The following is a 19665-nucleotide window of genomic DNA, read 5'->3' as shown; positions in this document are numbered from 1 at the left end:
CAATGGAGATAACAACAAATATACAGGTTCAATTAATTGACCAACTATTTTCATACGAGTTGAAACGCTCGGTAAGGAAATCTGTAAGAATCCAAATACATCCTAACGGAATGATTCAGGTAATCGCACCGTTAGAACTACCTCTCGAAGAAATTTCAAAGATAGTCAAGCAAAAAGGAGTATGGATTTTAAGACAGTTAAGGTTTTTTGAACAGTTTCGGCCTGCAACCTCCCCGAGTCAACATGTATCAGGGGAAACCCATCGCTACCTTGGTAGGCAATACAGGCTTAAAATACAAGTAGGTGAAGTAAAACATATCAGGTTAGTCGGCGGCTTTATTGAAATAAATATCCCTGAAAATCACCCCAGTAAAGTAGAGTCTTTTTTAAACCAATGGTATCGTGGAAAAGCCGAAATACATTTTCAAAGGATTTTAATAGAAGTAATGCCTCGTTTTGAATCCTATCAGCTACCTACTCCAGAGATAAAGCTTCGTAAAATGCCTACTCGTTGGGGCAGTTGCTCTTCCAAGGGCACAATCTATTTAAACCCCCAATTAATTAAAGCTTCTGGTAGCTGTATTGAGTATGTTATCATACATGAGATTTGCCACCTTATACACCATAATCATAATAAACTTTTCTACACTCTGCTTGAAAGAATTTTGCCTGATTGGAAACAACGTAAAAACTACTTAGAACGTCTAATGGCCTGAGAACTCCTTATTCCGATTTCAACGATTTTACAGGATTCATTAAGGCCGCTTTGATCGACTGCGTACTTACTGTTACCAACGCAATACCAACAGCCGTAAGCCCAGCTACCACAAACACCCACCATTCTATCTCAATTCGGTACGCAAAATCATTGAGCCAGTAGGTCATCGCATACCATGCCAAGGGCGAAGCAATAAGGATGGCTACCAAGACTAATTTCAGAAAATCGGCAGATAAAAGCGTTGTAATACTAACGGTGGATGCGCCAAGCACTTTGCGGATTCCAATTTCTTTGGTACGCTGTGCCGTGACGTAGGCCGACAAACCCAACAGTCCTAAACAAGCCAACAAAACGGCCAAGGCAGAAAAATACGTAAACACCTGATTGATACGATTTTCGTTGGCGTACATTTGGTTGTATTCGTCGTTTAAAAACGTGTAGGTAAACGGACGATGTGGCGCAAACGTTTTCCATTTGTTTTCCAAAAACGTCAATGTTTGTGGCAGATTATTTCCCGTCAACTTGACCAACAACACATTCCCCCAAGTGACTGGAAAAATCACCAACGGGCCAATCGGTTGTTTCATTGAGGCAAAATGGAAATCCCGAACAATGCCTTTGACTTCGCCCGTTCGGCCTCCCACACGTACTTTTTTACCAATCGCTTCGGCAGGCTTCCAGCCCAATTGCTTTATCATCGTCTCGTTCAGCAAAAAGCGGTAATCGGCTTGGCTTTCGTCTTTGCCTTTGAGCCGTTCTAGATCTTCTGATGACAAATCATTTCCTGCAACCAACTCCAAATTGAGCGTTTCGGCCATGTCTTCATCACAGGGAAATGCGGTAATCATTTTTTGCACAGGCGTCGCCGTTCCCACCGTTTCAAGCCCATCGCCCCACTTAATAAACGTGGGAGTTTCGTAGGCCAGCGAAATACTTTTTACATTCGGATTTTGCCGCAGTTCGTTCTTCAAGGCAGGCAAATTTTTGTTAGTTCGCTCGTCGGTTGTGAGCGCAATTACGTGTTGTTTGTCGTACCCCAGCTTTGTGTTTTGAATAAAATGCAGTTGATTCTTAACCACCAACGTTCCAATCACCAAAAACACCGAAATCATAAACTGCAACACAATCAACGACTTACGCAGAGCCAAACCCGACGCCGTATTCTTAAATGCGCCTTTTAGCACTTTAATAGGTTGAAAATACGACAACGCCACCGATGGGTAACTCCCCGCAATGCAACTGACAACCAACCACGCCCCTACCAACGCCCCTATTCCTGCGGGTTGAAGTAGTAGTTGCAAAGTCAGTTCGCGTTCGGACAGGGTATTAAATACAGGCAATAACACCACTGTCAGCACGATACTGAGCAGCAAAGCCACCAGCGTCACCACCATTGATTCGCCCAAAAATTGCCAAAACAATTGCCCACGTACTGCTCCCATCACTTTCCGAACCCCCACTTCTTTGGCACGCTCCGTTGCGCGGGCCGTTGTAAGATTCATGTAGTTGGTGGTTGCAATAATCAAAATGAGCAACGCAATCGCCGAGAAAATATAAATGTAGCGAATATCACCTGAAGCAATAATGCCGCCTTCGGCCTCCGACCGAAGATGAACGTCCGTCAAGGGTTCCAATAAATACGTGACAAAGTTTTTTCCCGTCATTTCAGTTTCTGCCGACTGCTTACGCATATAGACAGGCAATTTGGCCTGAAGCTGCGCCGCCGAAGTAGCAGGTTTCAACAAGAAGTAGGTAACATAATTGGCATTCCACCACGTCTCGGTTTTGGCGGCTGAGAGCGACATAAACGACGCAATAAAATCAAACTGAAGCTGCGAATTGGAGGGCGCATTGGCCGCAACGCCCGTTACGGTATAATCCACGCGATCTTCTAACCGCAGGATTTGGCCGATGGGGTTTTCATTCCCAAAATACTTGCGCGCCATCGCTTCCGTCACCACCACTTTGTTGGTACCGTTCAGAGCCGTTGCCGCGTCGCCTTTCAACAACGAAAACGAGAATACCTCAAAAAACGTAGAATCGGCCCACAAAAAGCGAGATTCATTAAACTGTTGTTCTCCTTTTTTTATGACCACTTTCTGCTGAGAAAAGGCGGGGTCAGCTACGCGTACAAACTGTTCAATTTCGGCAAAATCACGTTTCAACGCAGGCCCTACTTTCGTTCCCGTCATCACCGTTTTATTGGCCGTTCCTTCAATGCTATAGTGCATTACAGTACGAACAATTTGCTGCTTTTTTTGGTGGAATTGGTCAAAACTCAACTCGTGCTGAATGTACAACACAATCAACATGCAAGCCGTCAAGCCTGCGGCCAAACCAAAAACATTGATAAGCGTAAACGACTTGTGTTTCCAGAGGTTTCTCAGGGTTGTTTTTAGGTAATTCTGAAACATAGCTATTCGGATTTTAACGATTTCACAGGGTTTACTAAAGCGGCTTTGACCGATTGAAAACTAATGGTGACCAACGCAATGACAATGGCAATCAGGCTTACCCACACAAACGTCCACCCACTGATGGTGATGTGATAGGCAAATGACTCCAACCACCGATTCAAGGCATAGTAGGCCAACGGCGAGGCAATCACAATGGCCAAGGCCACCAATTTTAAAAAGTCTTTTGACAAAAGCGTTAAAATACCCACTACCGACGCACCCAACACTTTTCGGATGCCAATTTCTTTGGTGCGTAGTTCGGTCGAAAAAGTGACCAAACTAAACAACCCCAAACACGACACAAAAATCGTAAGGAACGCAAAGGCATTGAACAACGTCATCGTAAGGCGGTCTTTTTGGTATTCTTTTTCGAGGGTGCTGTCCAAAAATGAATACTCAAACGGCTCAAAAGGATAGTGCTTTTGCCAAACGGCGCGGAGCAAAGGCAGTTGTTCGGGGCTGGTTTTGAGCATCAGTGTATTGGGTGGATTAACGTTCCAAACCATCGCCATGGGCTCTACCAAATTGTGCAACGATTTAAAATGGAAGTTTTTGACCACCCCAATCACCGTTCCTTTTTTATTCACACCTTCTATTGGTTGCCCAATCGGCTGTTTCCAACCGCTCATTTTTACAAAAGCCTCGTTGACAATAAAACCGCTTCGTTTGTCCGAAGGATGGGCAGATGAAAAATTGCGGCCTTGGGCTAATTTAAGTTCAAGCGTAGGAAGATAATGGTCATCAACAAAAAAGAACAGGGTCATCACCTCTCTTGCTTTGCCATTGACAGTAAAATCGGTCGAAGCCAACGACGCAGGTTCAAACCCCGACCCCGCCGTAATTTCAGAAATAGCGGGATATTTTTTCAAACTAGCCGCCAGCGCGTATCCTTTCATCTGAGCCAACGAATCGGCGGGGAGTTGTATCGTCAGTACCTTATTTTTGTTAAAACCCAACGAATGGTTTTGCAGAAAATCCATTTGTTTGTACATCACCAACACGCCCGCAATCATCCCAACGGCCAGCATAAACTGAAAAACGGTGATTGTTTGTCGCAGTTGAAAACCGCCGCTCGCTTGATGCACTCCTCCGCGCAATGCCTCGGCAGGGCGAAAAGCCGAAAGCACAAAAGCAGGATACAACCCTCCGAGTAAGGTAGTGATAAGCAGCCCAACGGCCGCCCATACGCCCAGTTCCATACCCGTCATTTGAAATTGAGTTTGGAGTAAATCATTCATCAAAGGAATAACCAGCTGCAAAATCACAAGGCCAATTACGACCGAGAAGCTACTAATCAGCAGTGATTCAAACAAAAACTGCCAAATCAACTGAGAACGCAGCGCTCCGTTGGCTTTCCTGACGCCCACTTCTTTGGCGCGTTCGGTCGCTCGGGCCGTCAGAAGACTGATGTAATTGAGTAAGGCAATCACCAAGACAAACACGGCCAAAAAAGAGAATAAGTACCCGTATTGTTTGTTGCCTTTGGGGGTATCTTCCAACTTGCCTTGGCTGTAATGGACATCGGTCAGCGCCTCCGCTCGAAACTCCAGCGAATAGTCTTCCGAATCCATTTTTGTCAATTCGGGCTGGATATAGCGCCGACTGATGGCGGCCATTTTTTTCTCAAAAGCGGCGTTATCGGGCTTTCCACGGAATAAGACAAACGTATAAGCAGAAAGGTCCTCAATCCAAGAGTTTCCCTTGTCAAAATCGTGAGAAAGAAGCGCGCGGATTTTTAAATCGGTATTGGTCGGTAACTCCGCCATCACGCCCGTAATCTGATAAGGCTGCTTGTTGATTTGTACGGTTTTTCCCAACACATCAGTAGTACCAAAGTATTTTTTGGCCAATGTCTCCGTAAGTACAACGGTCTGAGGTTGGGTCAGGGCTTGACGGGCCTCTCCTGCTACCAGCGGAAAGGTAAACACGTCAAAAACCGAGGCATCGGCATAATATACGTCTGACTCGTTGTATAATTTGGTGCCTTGGCTAAACGTAGCCGCCATCGACTGAAACCGAACGGCTTTTTCTACTTCAGGATAATTTCGATTCAAAAAAGGAGCCAAGATATTGGGCGTATTGGCCAACTCCATCGGGGCTTCGGGGGTCTTTAAATGAGACGTAACCCGCAAAATCCGCTGGGCTTTTTGGTGAAAAACGTCGTAGCTCAACTCATGCCGAACATACATTGCCATCAAAGCACAGGCAGCTAGTCCTATCGACAGCCCAACGATGTTAATGCTTCCGTACAGTGCATGACGTCTGAGGTTACGAAGGGCAATTTTGAAGAAATTGAAAATCATACGTTTGAGAAAGTAGAAAAGGTGGCCAATAAAAAATGCAGAAAAGTGCCGCAACGACGACACTTTTCTGCTCTATTTTCTTTACTGTACTTATAAATGAATGAAAGGCTGTATGAATGTTGTTATTTGTTCTCCCAAAGCTATGCCAGCCCACTAACTCACTAAATAACAATCAATTACAACTCCATAAAAACAAAAAAGTGTCCGAATGTGGACACTTTTCGTACGCGAGTGGACAACTACTTAGTCTTTTTTACCGCATTCGCCTTTGGTGAAATTGGTAATACCAACAGTACCCGCTATACAGGCATTGCCGTAGGTTTTACCGTTGCACCCACAAACGGGGTCGTACTGCATTGTGCAAACCATGCCATTATTGGGCTTTTCTACACACTCACTTGCTATTTCTTCTTTTTGGCAGCCTACCAATCCTGCAAGTACCAGCGCCACAAATATTGATTTTTTCATCGCTATGACTGTTTATTTGAAGTGATGACGCCTTTCAGCACAAAAAGGTTGGAACAACTCTTCACTATTCTGTTCGGAGGGATTCGACAGGATTGACCAACGCCGCTCTGGTAGCGTAGTAGGCAATCGCTCCAATGGCTACCACCAATACAATGCCAAAGAATAGGCCCATCAAACCAATATTTAGCCCCGCATAGAAGGTGAACATCTTATTCATAAACATATTTTCGACTAACCCAATCGGCAAGGCGACCACCGCCGCGATGAACAACAGTTTCAAAAAGCTCCACGACAAAATCCGAACGATTTCCCACACACTGGCACCCATCACTTTACGAACGCCAATCTCTTTGTAGCGTTTTTCGGTGCTGTAAGTCACCATACCCAACAAGCCTAGCAACGCAATCACAAAGATAATGACCGACGCCAAGCCCATCATTTTCATGTCTTCGGCGGGATAATAGCGGTCGTACAGTTCTTTCTCGTACCACGAATACCCCAATTCTTTGTAAGGGCTGTATTTTTTCCAAAGGGCTTTCATGTCGGCCAAAAACGCCTCTTGATTGGCTTGTGGGTTTATTTTTATCGACACCATCGAAAACTGCGCAGGATTGTAATGAAACACCAACGACTCTTTCTGGTATTGGTAATGAAAATGACAAAAATCTTTGACCACCCCCACTACTTGCAAGGGAGTTGCGCCATTGAGAAACACCTGTTGTCCAATGGCTTCGCGCGGCGTACCGAGCCGCAAACGCCGCACACCCGTTTCGTTGAGCAGCACAAAATTTCCCGCTGAATCGTTTAAGGCCACGGGCAAATTTTGTCCCGCTACCAGCGTTAGCTTCATGTTTTCAATGAAATTTCTGTCCACCGAGTAATAATAGGTCGGCACATTTGCCTCTTTTTCGTGTACCTTGATGACTTGCTGCGACGGTACACTTCCAAAAGGCATCGACACAAGACCTACTTTTTCCACGTCTTTGTGTTTGCTGATTTCGTCCTTCAACAATCGGTAGTTCTGATCGGCCAACGATAGGTTAAAAATTCCTTTGCGGTTGAAGTTGTCGTTTTCAGTCGCCATGTAGCTAAACTGATTGTACAAATGACCAATCATAAACATAAAGCCCAACGTTGCCACAAACTGAACAACAATCAGGCTTTTTCGGAAGTTTATTTTTCCAAACGATACAGGCCCTAAAACACCTTTCAACACCAAAGCGGGCTGAAATTTTGACAAAATTAGGGCAGGTAATACCCCCGCAACTACTCCCACCAGCAACGTAAAAGCCACAAAAACTCCGCCAATCAGCGTACTGTTTTCGACCTCCCAGGTCAGCCATTGTACCTGTAAGTTTTGTTTCATCAAATACAGTAACACCAGCCCGACGCCAAAGGCAAAAAAGGCAATGATGACGGCCTCGCAAATAAACTGAAACACCAACTGCAACCGAATCGCGCCCATTACTTTACGGACTCCCACTTCTTTGGAACGGCTCAACGACCGCGCCAACGTCAGGTTGGTATAATTGAACCCTGCCAGCAACAAAATCATCAGCGGAATCCCAAAATTGAAGTAAATGTCCTGCATCGAATCCACGTAGGGGTTGTAGCGCAACTCTTCGACGCTTGGCGATATATCGGCCAATGCTTGTTTACGAAATACATTGCTTTTTTTGGCCGCCACAAGGTTAACGTTGGTCTTTTTGGCCACCGCCCCCAGTGCCGACTCCAAAGCGTTGGGCGCGGCATTGGGCTGGAGCCGCACAAACGTATGGGTTTCGTAGGTGCCCCACGATGCAGTTTGTTTGGCATCGGGACGTTTTTTATCAAAAGTCGCCATCGACACCATGACATCACTCCGAAACTGGGTTTGTTTTTTGAAGGGTTTTAATACCCCCGTCACCGTCATGGCACCGTAGGTAGCGTGCATCAATGTTTGCCCGATGGGATTGGCCTTGTCAAAAAACTTTTTAGCAGCCTCTGCGCTCAATATCAAGGTATTGGGAGCAACGGGCACACTTCCTTTGGCCAACGTAAAACCAAATACCTCAAAGAAAGTAGGCTCAACGTACAACGTATTGACCCGCAGCGATTTAAAAGGCGTGTTGAGTTCCCAACCAAAATCGCGCACCACTTTGGTCGCTTTTTCGATGTAGGTGTAGTTGTTTTTTAATTCGTCCGACAACAAGTAAGGCGATGACGCATACTTCGTAACGGTTCCGTCTCGGGTGACTTCGTTGGTTAAGATTCGGTAAATGCGGTCGGAATGAGGGTGAAAATTATCAAACTCAAACGTGCTTTGGAGGTGCATCAAGGCCAAAAGCGCAAACGGAATGGCCAGACCCAAGCCCATGATGTTGATAAACGAAAAAAGTTTGTTTTTCCAGAGATTCCGAAAGGCTATTTTGAGGTAATTTTGTAGCATCTTGAGGTCGTTTTGCTATCCTTGAAAAAGTAATGTATGCATAAAACTTTCAGTAGCGTATTACCACTTAATACCTACTTTATTCCCTGAACGCGCCGCTTTATATACAGCTTCAATCACTTTCATGTCTTTCCAGCCCTCAATGCCGCTGATATGGTCAAGCATGGGCTGATTGTCTAACAATAGCTTCCCGATGGCATTCATTTGAGCCGCTTGTTGGTTGATTTGTGGAAAATCCATTTCTCCTTTGGTAGAGCGCCCCCGAAAAGGCCCATAACTAATCGCTGGGCTAAGTTCAAAGTGTCCTTGTTCGGCACTGGCATACAGCCTGTCGATACCCGCTGCACAAGTGGTGGTTGAGGTACAAATCGCTCCACTAGGGAACTCCATTTGCCACGTAATCGACTCCTCCACTTCGGAAAAAAGTTCTTTACGCAATACAGGACCAAACTGAGCCGTGACGGCCACAGGGTCTTCGCCCGTGATGTACCTCCCCGCCTGAATACAGTACACGCCCAAATTCATCAAAGGGCCGCCACCCGCCAATTTTTTGTTCAATCGCCATTCGCCCGCTTGACCTGAAAAATAACCCAGTGACGCCTCCACAATTCGCACTGAACCAAATACTTTCTCTTGCCCTAGCCGTTTCATTTCAAGGTTATAAGGCTCAAAATGAAGTCGATACCCCACCGCGAGCTGTACGTTGTTATCTTTACAGGCTTTCATCATTTCTTCGCATTCGGCAGGATTAAGTGCCATCGGTTTTTCCACAATCACGTGCTTCTTTGCTTTTGCCGCCCGAATCGCAAATTCTTTGTGCATCGCATTGGGTAAGATAATGTACACTATATCAACGTCAGGGTTGTCCTTGATTTGGTCGAAATTCGTGTAGTTGTAGCGGTTTTTTTCAGGAATATTGTATTCCTTTCCCCACGATTCGGCTTTTGAAGGCGTGCCTGTCACAAGTGCTCTAAATTCGCAGTACTGGCTTTCTTTCACCTGATAGGCCATGTACTCGGCATAGCGTCCTAAGCCCACCAAGGCCACCCCCAATTTTCTAGCAGCAGGCGGTGAGGGAATTACCGAAGAAGCTAACGGGAGTACCGACGAAGCCACTGAAACATTGCGAAGAAACGTTCTACGGTTCATAAAATAGTGTCTTTTATTCTGCTTTTAGTGATTTTACGGGATTCGTTAAAGCCGTTTTAAACGACTGATATCCTACGGTCAAAAGCGCAATCAATAAGGCTGCTGCACCCGTTGCCACAAACATTCCCCAGCCAATATCAATCCGATACGCAAAATCGGCTAGCCATTTGTCTATCAAATAATACCCAATGGGCGAAGCAATCAAAAGCGCAATCAACACAAGTTTCAAAAAATCTTTGGATAAAAGGGCTGTTACCGACAAAACCGAAGCACCCAACACTTTCCGAATACCGATTTCTTTGGTGCGCTGCTCTGACATAAATAAGGCCAAAGCAAACAGTCCCAAACAACCAATAAACAACGCCAAACCCGTAAAAACCATGATAATAGAAGCCGTATGTTGTTCGGAACGGTATAAATTGGCAAACGACGCATCCAAGAAATCATACTCAAAAGGCACATTAGGAATCGCCCGTTTCCACATGTCGGTTGCTTTCTGAATCGTAGCCTTTTCGGTTCCTGGCTGTAGGCGAACGGCGAGGTAAGAACCCCACGTTCGGTACGTTTTTGATGATTCGTGGAAAAGCGCCGTCGGATCTATTACCGTCCGCACCGACCCCAAATGAAAATCTCGCATGACGCCTATCACCTGAAAACGCTGGTTTGCATTGCCTGGGTAACGCATCCATTTTCCAATCGGGTTTTTCCAACCAATGGCCTTCACCGCTGTTTCGTTCAAAATCACCGCCGCCGAGTCGGCAGGGCTGTTGGGGCGAAAGTTCCGTCCCGCAATGATTTCTAGTTTTAGGGTAGGCACAAAATGCTCGTCGGTCATAAACGAACTTATGGGTAAATTTTGGGCGACCGCATTGGCTTGTTCGCCCTGTTCGGGTTCGTAAAAATCGCCAAAACTCCCCAACGAAGGCAAAAAGGTAGAATGGGTAGCTTCGCTGACTTCGGGAAGCTGTTTGAGTTGTTGACGAAATACCTCCCGCTCCGACAGATTGGCAAAATGCCGCCCGTTTTTGATAATCAGCACATTTTCTTTTTCCATTCCGAGTTTGGAATGTTGAGCAAAATACAACTGACGGTACATGGCCGTCACTCCCAACATGAGCACAATCGCCACCGAAAACTGAAGCACCACCAAGCCGCTCCGCACCAAGCTAAAACCGCCGTGGGCACTACCTGTCGATTTTTTCATGCTATCGGTGGTCTTGAAACGCGAGAGGTACAGCGCAGGGTACAAACCTGCGACCAAACCCGTTATGACGGGCAACGCCACGATGATGCGCATCACCTCCATAGAAAAGAGATCATCGGGCGTAAAGGCAATCTGGGTCAATTGGTTAAACAAGGGCAACACGCTCCACGTGACTGCCGATGCCAGTAAAAAGGCCACACCACTCAACAGCGAAGACTCGACTAAAAACTGTCCTACCAAACTGCCTTTTGAAGACCCCAAGGCTTTACGTACCCCCACTTCTTTGACACGTTTCATAGACCGCGCCGTCGATAGATTGATAAAGTTGACACAGGCCAACAACAATATAATAAGTCCACCAAGGGCAAGCGTCCGAACTTGATTTCCGTCACCGATTGTAGTGAGGCGACTTGATAGCTGTGGATACCCCAAGTGGAGTTTTGTCAACGGCAACAACCGAACATTGTATCGGTCGCCGCGTTTGATTTGTTCCTCAAAATTTTGTCCTACCCGCTCAAAAGCCGAGGGCGCGTGTTTGCGCACCATCGCAGGGAGCTTGGTTTCAAGAGCGGCGATGTTGGTTTCAGTCAACGGTTGACGAAATTTTACCCACGTATCCATCTGTAGCCATATCCAGCTCCACATAAAGTTTTCAACCACCCGAAAGTCTTTGACAGGAGCCAAAAAGCCAAAATTTAGGGAAGAGTTTGTGGGCAGGTCTTTGACGACTCCCGTTACTTTAAACAAACGGTCATTGAGCGAAAGTGATTTTCCGACGGCCTGCGTTGTTCCGAAGTATTTTTGAGCCATTTTTTCGGTCAAAACAAGGCTTAACGGCGCATTGAGTGCATTTTTATCGCCTTGCACCATCGGAAATTCAAACAACGACAAAAAGGTAGAATCAACCGCCAACGCATTGGATTCACTAAAAACGGTACTTTCTGTTCCCTCACTTTGGCGAATCAGGACATCGCCCAGCGCAAACGTCCGTGCCGTCATTTCGACTTCTGGGTATTCGGCCAAACGCATTCCCAACGGCGGTGGTGTGTTGGTGGTAACGCCTTCGGTATCGCCCATTTTCAAGTCCAACGCCGCCGCCGCAATACGGTTGACAGGGGGCAAAAAAGTATCGTATTGTTTTTCGTGAAAATAATAGGTCGCCAAAAGCCAACACGCTACCATGCCAATGGTCAATCCAACGACATTGACCAGCGTATAAAACGGCTGACGAATGGCGTTTCTAAAAGCCAGCTTTAAATAGTTGAGAATCATTTTGGGAGAACGATTTAGTACATTATCAAGTAAACCATTTCAATTATCTCACCCGCAGATGCCGCAGACGAATACAAACGCAGATTTTCGCCGAAAAAGGACTTAATGAAAGAATTCATCTGCGCTTATCTGCGGCTCTAAATCTGCGCCAATCTGCGGGTAAAACTTTACACAACCTTCAGCTAGCTAGCACACTTATTCTGTCTTTAAACTCTTGACAGGATTAGAAAGTGCGGCTCCGATGGCTTGAATACTCACCGTCGCAAAGGCGATACCCACCGCAATGAGCCCCGTGACGACAAAAATCCACCAATAAATTGGGGTTCTATACGCAAAATCAGCAAGCCAAGCATCCATGGCCCACCACGCCAACGGCGACGCAATGACGATGGCAATGGCTACCATTTTGAGGAAGTCAATCGACAATAAGAGTGTAATGCTACCCACCGATGCTCCCAACACTTTACGAATCCCCACTTCTTTGGTACGTTGTGAAATCACCATGATGGCAATGGCAAATAAGCCCATGCACGAAAGCAAAATCGCCAACGTAGCGGCACTAAAAAACATTTGTGCCATGCGAGATTCGCTTTTGTATTGGTTTTCAGCATTTTCATCCAAAAACGACCCTTGGAATTCCGATTTAGGCGCGAGTTCGTGGTAGGTTTTCTTCAACAAAGCGATGGTTTCTTCCGTATGGTCAGGGGCAATTTTTACAAACAAATAATTCAACCCAAAACCATTCATGAAGAATGTGACGGGTTCTATTTCGCGGTGAAGTGACTCAAAATGAAAGTCTTTAACCACTCCTATGACTTTTTCTTTGTTCTCGGTATTGAGGATAACGCCCAGTGGATTTTTGACGCCCAATTGTTTGGCCATCGTTTCGTTGATAACCACCGAGTTGACGGTATCGGTAGGGTACGCTTGCGAGAAGTCGCGGCCGTCTATCAGTTTTAGCCCCAACGTTTTCACGTAGTCGTAGTCGGCAGTTCGCATATTGGTCTGAATAGTGCGGCCATTTTGTTCAAACCCTAACATTGATTTAGAAAAAGACCCATCTAGCCCGCGTCCCAAATTGACATCACAGCCCGTCATGCTGTAAATGCGCGGCTGACCTGCCAAACGGTTCCGAAAATGCTGCAACAAGCGCTTGCCCGACACCTCGTTCCCAATCGGAATGCTATATACTTCGGACGTGCTGAAACCGAGCGGTTTATCGCGCAAAAATTTTATTTGAGTCCACACAATCATCGTACACGCAATGAGCAACACAGCCATGGCAAACTGAAACACGATGAGCGAATTACGAATTCCCCCCGAACGACTACTGAGTTTGATTTTCCCTTTTAGTACTTCAATCGTATTGAAACGGGTAACGGCCCACGCAGGATAGCCGCCCGCAATGAGGGTAATGAAGGCAAAGCAACTCAACATAGCTACCAGCAAGATGGGTTCGGTCATGGTTTTAAGTGTGATGCTGGTTTTAAAAATCGCGTTGTATTGGGTATTCAGCAAATACGCAATCGCGATACCCAACCCAAAGGCAAACACACAAATGATAAATGCTTCACCCCAAAATTGGCCTACAATTTGGGTTTTAAGCGCTCCAAGGGCCTTACGCATTCCCACTTCTTTGGCCCGTCCAAACGATTTTGCGATGGATAAATTGACAAAATTGATGGCGGCAATCAGCAAAATCACGATGCCAACAATCAACAGCACATACGGAAAAAACTTGTTGATGGCGCGGCCTCGTCCCCCTACTTTGGTATCAAAATGCGTATCCGACAGCTTCATAATTCGGGTACTCATTACCTCACCGCGTTCGTCTATTTTTGCGCCTTCTTTTTTAAGCTGCTCAATGCTGCCTTTGTAATATTTGGCCGTAAAAGCCTTTAATCCTTTCTCAAATGTGTCTGGATTGGTTCCTTCTGCCAATTGGATGTACAACGAATTTTGGCTTGCATCCCAGCGGTCTTTGTTGTTGTTATACTCGCCTAGGTTCTCCATCCGCACCAGCATTTCGTTGGCGATACTGGTGTTTTCAGGGCCTTTTTCAAGGATACCACTTACCACAAACGCATGGGGCAGATTGTCATAAATCAAGGTGATGGTTTTTCCCAATGCGGGCTGTTCCCCAAAAATACTTTTGGCCACATCCTCCCGCAATACCACGTTACTCAACTCACTCAATGCCTTCTTGGGGTCTCCTTGGAGCAATTGATACCCAAACATTTTGAGGTAATCTTCATCCGTGAACGCCATCCCTCTATTAATAAGTTTGTCATCTTTTAACACCTGACCTGGACTTGTCACGATGCGTGTGGCGGCTTTTACCTGTGGGTAATCGGTTTTGAGGGCAGTCCGCATCGGTAGCGGCATGGTATTGCCGTATTTGGTCTCTTCCGCGTTGTTGATTTTGTCATAAACCCGATAAATATCTCCCTTTTTTTCATGAAACATATCGAAGGTGAGCATGTCGTAGGTAGTCAGAAACAACAAACTACTAACGCCAAACGCTACGGACATTCCAATGAGGTTGATGAACAAATAGGTTTTGTTCTTCCACAAGTTTCTAAGGGCAATTTTTAGATAATTTTTAAGCATGGCTTACTGAGATAAGTATTTTTTTAGGTTATTATTTTTGAAGAAACAACGCGTGTTGTCTTTCTAAATCTTCTTTTTTGACAAAAGTAATAGGCACAAACTCATCCGTAGGAGCCCCTATGTAGTACAGTGACCAATCGTGGTCATACGACGAAAGAATATGCCGCAGGCAGTCGGCGCGGTCAACGCTGGGCAGGCCGCATTCGTCCCAATAAAACAATTCTACGCGGTAATGAAGGGCTTGCTTTTGACCATTGATAGTTACCTCAATTTCAATGTCTTGCTTCCCTAGCTGGGTTGGAATCGGAATTGCGATGTGTGCCATGTCGTTAAGGATTTAGAAGTGAATACAAAAACGGTGAAAGCAGAATCAGTTCTTTTTTCCTGACAAAAGTCACTTGTATCGACTTGTCGGTGGGTAATCCGATGTAATACAGCGACCAATTTTGGTCATACGTTGAAATGATGTGGTTCAAGCAATCGGCACGGTTGGCGGGAGGTACCCCGTATTCATCCCAATAAAACGACTCCACCCGATAGTGCAAAGCCTGCCGTTGCCCATTGATGCTGACCTGTACATCAATGTCTTGTCGTTCAAGGTTCGACGGAATCGGTATAGCGATGTGTGCCATAGGGTAACGGTTTTTTATTCTGATTTTAAACTATTTATTGGGTTTGTCAGGGCAGCTTTCAGTGTTTGGAAGCTGACGGTAATTAACGCTATGATAATGGCAGAAGCACCGACACCAGCAAAAATCCACGCACTGATTTCGATGCGATAAGTGTAGCTATCCAGCCATTTTTGCATCAGAAACCAAGCCAATGGAATGGTGATGGTCAAAGCAATAAGTATCAGTTTGATAAAGTCCTTTGAAAGTACAATGACGAGGTTGGGAAGACCAGCTCCCAACACTTTACGGATACCGATTTCTTTGGTTCGCTGTTCAATCACCAGCAAGGCAACCGCAAACAGCCCCAAACAAGATAAGAAAATGGCAATCCCCGCCGCTAGGCTAAAAACCTGCGACATCATTTCTTCATCTTGGTACCAATCGTCAATGTTTTTATCCAAAAATGTGCCCATAAATTCGGCCTGCGGCGCTACTTCTTTCCATACATTTTTCAATTTGTCCATTGAGCTAACCAAGCTTTGGGGCGTGACTCGAACAAAGATATAATGAATGGTTTCGGTGTTAGAAATGTGCATCGTAATCGGCCTACTTTCTGAGGTCAACGAATACAAATGAAAGTCAGGGACAACCCCGATGATTTGGGATTTAGTACTTGTCGTATCGCCATCATCTCCCAACAGCAAACCCACTGGATTCATTTCGCCCATCGCGTTGGCCATACTCTCCGTAATCACCAACCGATTGACCGAATCGCTTGGATAAGCTGGGTCAAAATCCCGTCCTGCTGCTACTTTGATATTCAGCGTTTTGAGGTAATCATAATCCACCAACAACCAGTCGGTGGCTACTTTTCTGCCTTTGTAAGTGAACCCAACCACCGATCTCGAACTGACACGATCTTTACCTTTCCCCAAATTGACGCCTGTACCCGTTACAGAAACGATGGCAGGGTCATTGGCCAATTTATTCCTCATTCGTTGAAGTACCTGCCGACCATTTGTGTAATTGCCAACAGGAATACTGATGACTTGTTCTTTTTGAAAACCGAGCGGCTGTTGACGTAAATAACCGACCTGTTGAAGCGCAATAATGGTGGCACAAGCCAGTAAACAAGACATGGAAAATTGCACGACAAGGAGTGAATTTCGTAAAAGCCCTGGACGTTTTAGGGAAACTTTCCCTTTTAGTACTTCTACAGGATTGAACTTAATCATTTGCCAAGCAGGATAACCTCCCGCAATAAATGTAACCAAAACGAACAGGAACAGCATCACGACCATAAACCCAGGCTGGAATGCGTACTCAAGTTGAATTTTAGCATTAAATTGGGCATTAAACTCAGACAAAAACGAAAAAGCCAGAAGAATACCCACCCCAAACCCTATAAAGCAGATGATGGTTGACTCGCTCCAAATTTGAATAAATAGCTGTTTTTTTAAAGCACCCAACGATTTTCGGACACCCATTTCTTTGGCACGTGTAAACGAACGGGCGATGCTCAAATTGATAAAATTGATGCAGGCAATCAACAAAATAAAGAAACCTATACCCAACAGCACATAAATCAAAGCAATAGGAGTTCCCTTGCCCCCATCAATATCCCGAGCAAAATGAACATTGGCCAAAGGCTGTAACCGAAGCGTAAACAAATCACCACGCTCATCGGGCTTGACACCTTTTTTGACAAGTGTTTCAATCACTCCCGCATAGTATTTTTTTGCAAATGACTTTAACCGATTTTCGAATGAAGCTTGCGTTACTTGTGGGTTTGTTTTGACAAAAACCAAGTGAGAGTTATTCGACCAGTTATCCTTTTCAGATTGGTAATTGGCTAGGTTTTCAACCCTAATCAAAGCATCGTACTGAATCGTCGAATTATAGGGGGCATCACTCAAAATACCCGTAACAATGTATTGTTTCTGATTACCTTCATTCCCAATTTTTAATGATTTTCCAATGGGGTCGTCGTTTCCGAATATGGCCTTGGCGGTGTTTTCGCTAAGTACAATGCTGCTCAATTCTTGAAGGACTGCTTCGCGATTCCCCTTGAGCAAAGGAAACGAAAACACCTTCATAAAATCTGGGTCGGTAAGGGTTACCAATTTATCAAAGTATTTCCCTTGGTATTCAATCAAACTTTTTCGACCAGCTATAATTCTTGCCGCTGCTTCAATCTCAGGATATTCTACTTTTAAAGCGGGCGTCAACGGTATCGGCATTGTACCCGATTTGCGAGCGCTTTCTGGGTCATTGTTGGCAAAATACGTTTGAAAAATTCGGTTGCTATCAGTATGAAAGGCATCAAAAGTTAGCTGTAAATAGGCTATTAAAAACAGAAACAAGCAGATACATACCGCCACCCCAATACCTATTACATTGATAGCGGCATAACCTTTGCTTTTAAGCAGGTTTCGATAAGCGATTTTGAGGTAGTTACGTAACATAGCTGCATTGGGTTTTCATGTCTTAATCTACAGCACGAGGCAATACTTATGCCACATACATATCTATTTAATAATCAGAAAATTACACAAACCCACAAACACAAAAATGTCCGTAAATGGACGATTTTTCGTTCACTTACGGACAGGAGATTCCTTGTTAATTGTATTTATGCAACCATATAAGACATATAAGAGATTATAAGAAAAACTTATATGCCCTTATATGTCTTATATGGTTGAAAAAAACCTACTTCGCTTTGCGGATGTAAATATTGCCGTGCATGTTTTTCATCATCACTTCACTGCCACCGCCGTTGACTTTGCCTTGAATCCAATCGTCGATGCTCACTTTGTACATGCCGTCTTTGGTGACTTTGTTCGATTTTGGCTCGCTTTTGTCGGCATCAACGTCAAAATCGCTGTAAATCTCGCCACGGTCGGATTTGAGTTTTACGTTAAACTTCGCCGAAGGTGGGAACGTCACGTCGATGCGACCATTGAGCGACGTAAAAGCCATCGGAGTATCAGAGGTCACGCTTTTGAAATTGGCTTTCACTTCGCCGTTGACCGTCGTCGCTACCGCCGAACCTGACACGTTGGTGAGGGTAATGGCGCCGTTCACGTTGTTTACCTCCAACGTCCCCGTTACATTTTCAACGACAATATCGCCTTGATTGATGGTGCCAACTTGCAACGAAAACTGCTGAGGAACTTTGATAGACAACTCTACGGGGCGCTTCATCAAATTGGAGGTCACTTTTACGTGGTTATTGCGCTCCTCGGCGGTGAGTTCAATCCCCCCACGGCTTGTTAATTTTTTCATACCCGTCGCCAATTCGTCGTTTTTACTTTCAGTTTTTTTGCCAGTGTAGGCGTCAACTGTAGCGTCGATGATGACATCTTTGCCCGAATATCCCGTGATTTTGATGGAACCGCTGATGATTTTTAGCTGCAAACTCCCTGGTTTGCTAGGGTCAGAAAGAGGCACGACCAATTGTTCCTTGATTTCTCCTTGGGCGTAGGTCGGTGTTGCGAGGTTCATGGCTGCAAGCGCAACAACCGAAAAAATGGTTTTGATGCTGGTTTTCATACAATTATGATTGTTTCTTGATATAAATATTTCCGTTAAATGTTTCAAATCGGAACAGTTTCCCGCCATTCCCAATCCGCACCGACGTTTCGGTATTGAGTTTATAGACGGTGGTTTTGTCGCCGCGCTGTTCTTGATTTTTTACCACTTTCACGGGTAAGGTTTCTACATTGTCAAAGTCGGTGTAAAATTCACCTCGGAAGCTTTTAAACTCGCAGTCGGCCGACAACGCAGCAGGGTAACTGATACGGATGTCGCCGTTGAGGGTTTTGTACGACGATTGGCCTGGCGGAATGGCCGTGTAGTTGGCGTCCACGTTGCCGTTGACAGTTCGTAATTTAGTCGCGCCTTTTACATTTTTCAACGTAATGGCACCGTTTACGTTTCCAACCTCCAGCATCCCTGTCACGTCGCTCACCAGCACTTCCCCACCGTTGACGGTCGATACGTGTAGGTTCATCGAATAAGGCACTTTCACTTTAAAATCTAATTTGTAGTGGTATTCGATACGCCGATTGTTGTTGCGGTCGTTCCAATTGCGGTTAGGCCGCGAATCGTAGGGCTCGATGAGGTACGCCACCACGGTATCCGCATTTTGTTCCATCACAAACTTAAATTCAGCTTTACCTTGTTCCAAGATTTCTTTGGTTTTTCCCGAAATGGTTTTATCCACGTCGATGATGACTTTATCGCCCGAATATCCCTCGACTTGAATCGAGCCGTTGATGTTGTAAATGGCCAAGGTACTGCTAGCAGCGTTTTGGGTCAAGGTAAATTCTTTGGTCGTGTGTTCTTTAAATTCCTGCGTTTGCGCGGTGGAATGGGCACAAGAGAGCACCACCCCCGCTAACAAGGGGAGAATGATTTGTTTCATGGCTATACAGTTGGATG

At 45.3% G+C, this 19665-nt stretch carries 13 protein-coding genes; 1 reads left to right on the top strand and 12 read right to left on the bottom strand.

Annotated features, from left to right (window positions below; translation table 11 throughout):
* Positions 1-2 precede the first annotated feature (2 nt).
* Positions 3-716: a M48 family metallopeptidase gene (locus FHS57_RS21050; RefSeq protein WP_262889953.1), complete on the top strand. Its 714-nt coding sequence runs from the start codon at positions 3-5 to the stop codon at positions 714-716.
* Between the two features lie 7 nt (positions 717-723).
* Here the strand turns inward: FHS57_RS21050 and FHS57_RS21045 are convergent, their stop codons facing one another.
* From FHS57_RS21045 to FHS57_RS20990, 12 genes are all read right to left on the bottom strand, one after another.
* On the bottom strand, positions 724-3132 hold the full coding sequence (locus tag FHS57_RS21045) for an ABC transporter permease (protein ID WP_183977146.1): 2409 nt from the start codon (positions 3130-3132) through the stop codon (positions 724-726).
* A gap of 2 nt (positions 3133-3134) precedes the next feature.
* Entirely contained in the window at positions 3135-5477 is a 2343-nt protein-coding gene (locus tag FHS57_RS21040) for an ABC transporter permease (protein WP_183977144.1), read from the bottom strand.
* Positions 5478-5720: 243 nt separating this feature from the next.
* The gene (locus tag FHS57_RS21035) at positions 5721-5945 is read right to left on the bottom strand and encodes a Kazal-type serine protease inhibitor family protein (RefSeq protein WP_183977143.1); all 225 of its coding nucleotides are present in this window, start codon (positions 5943-5945) and stop codon (positions 5721-5723) included.
* A gap of 64 nt (positions 5946-6009) precedes the next feature.
* Positions 6010-8373 (bottom strand): ABC transporter permease, encoded by a 2364-nt coding sequence (locus FHS57_RS21030; protein ID WP_183977141.1) that lies wholly within the window; start codon positions 8371-8373, stop codon positions 6010-6012.
* A gap of 60 nt (positions 8374-8433) precedes the next feature.
* Positions 8434-9522 (bottom strand): Gfo/Idh/MocA family protein, encoded by a 1089-nt coding sequence (locus FHS57_RS21025; RefSeq protein ID WP_183977139.1) that lies wholly within the window; start codon positions 9520-9522, stop codon positions 8434-8436.
* A gap of 13 nt (positions 9523-9535) precedes the next feature.
* A complete protein-coding gene (locus tag FHS57_RS21020; RefSeq protein WP_183977137.1) occupies positions 9536-11998 on the bottom strand; it encodes an ABC transporter permease in 2463 nt (820 codons plus the stop codon).
* A gap of 195 nt (positions 11999-12193) precedes the next feature.
* A complete protein-coding gene (locus FHS57_RS21015; protein WP_183977135.1) occupies positions 12194-14608 on the bottom strand; it encodes an ABC transporter permease in 2415 nt (804 codons plus the stop codon).
* Positions 14609-14639: 31 nt separating this feature from the next.
* The gene (locus tag FHS57_RS21010; protein ID WP_028523494.1) at positions 14640-14933 is read right to left on the bottom strand and encodes a hypothetical protein; all 294 of its coding nucleotides are present in this window, start codon (positions 14931-14933) and stop codon (positions 14640-14642) included.
* A 4-nt stretch (positions 14934-14937) separates the two neighbouring features.
* A complete protein-coding gene (locus FHS57_RS21005) occupies positions 14938-15240 on the bottom strand; it encodes a hypothetical protein (protein ID WP_028523493.1) in 303 nt (100 codons plus the stop codon).
* 14 nt (positions 15241-15254) lie between these two features.
* Positions 15255-17684 carry an ABC transporter permease gene (locus FHS57_RS21000; RefSeq protein ID WP_183977133.1) on the bottom strand — a complete coding sequence of 810 codons (2430 nt, stop codon included), beginning with the start codon at positions 17682-17684 and terminating at the stop codon, positions 15255-15257.
* A 247-nt stretch (positions 17685-17931) separates the two neighbouring features.
* Positions 17932-18774: a DUF4097 family beta strand repeat-containing protein gene (locus FHS57_RS20995; protein WP_183977131.1), complete on the bottom strand. Its 843-nt coding sequence runs from the start codon at positions 18772-18774 to the stop codon at positions 17932-17934.
* Between the two features lie 4 nt (positions 18775-18778).
* Positions 18779-19648, bottom strand: a complete 870-nt coding sequence (locus FHS57_RS20990; RefSeq protein ID WP_183977129.1) for a DUF4097 family beta strand repeat-containing protein — start codon at positions 19646-19648, stop codon at positions 18779-18781.
* Positions 19649-19665 lie beyond the last annotated feature (17 nt).

Source organism: Runella defluvii (genome assembly GCF_014195535.1).
GTDB lineage: Bacteria > Bacteroidota > Bacteroidia > Cytophagales > Spirosomataceae > Runella > Runella defluvii.
The sequence above is the reverse complement of the archived record's forward strand: the minus strand, read 5'-3'. Positions and strand labels throughout refer to the sequence as shown.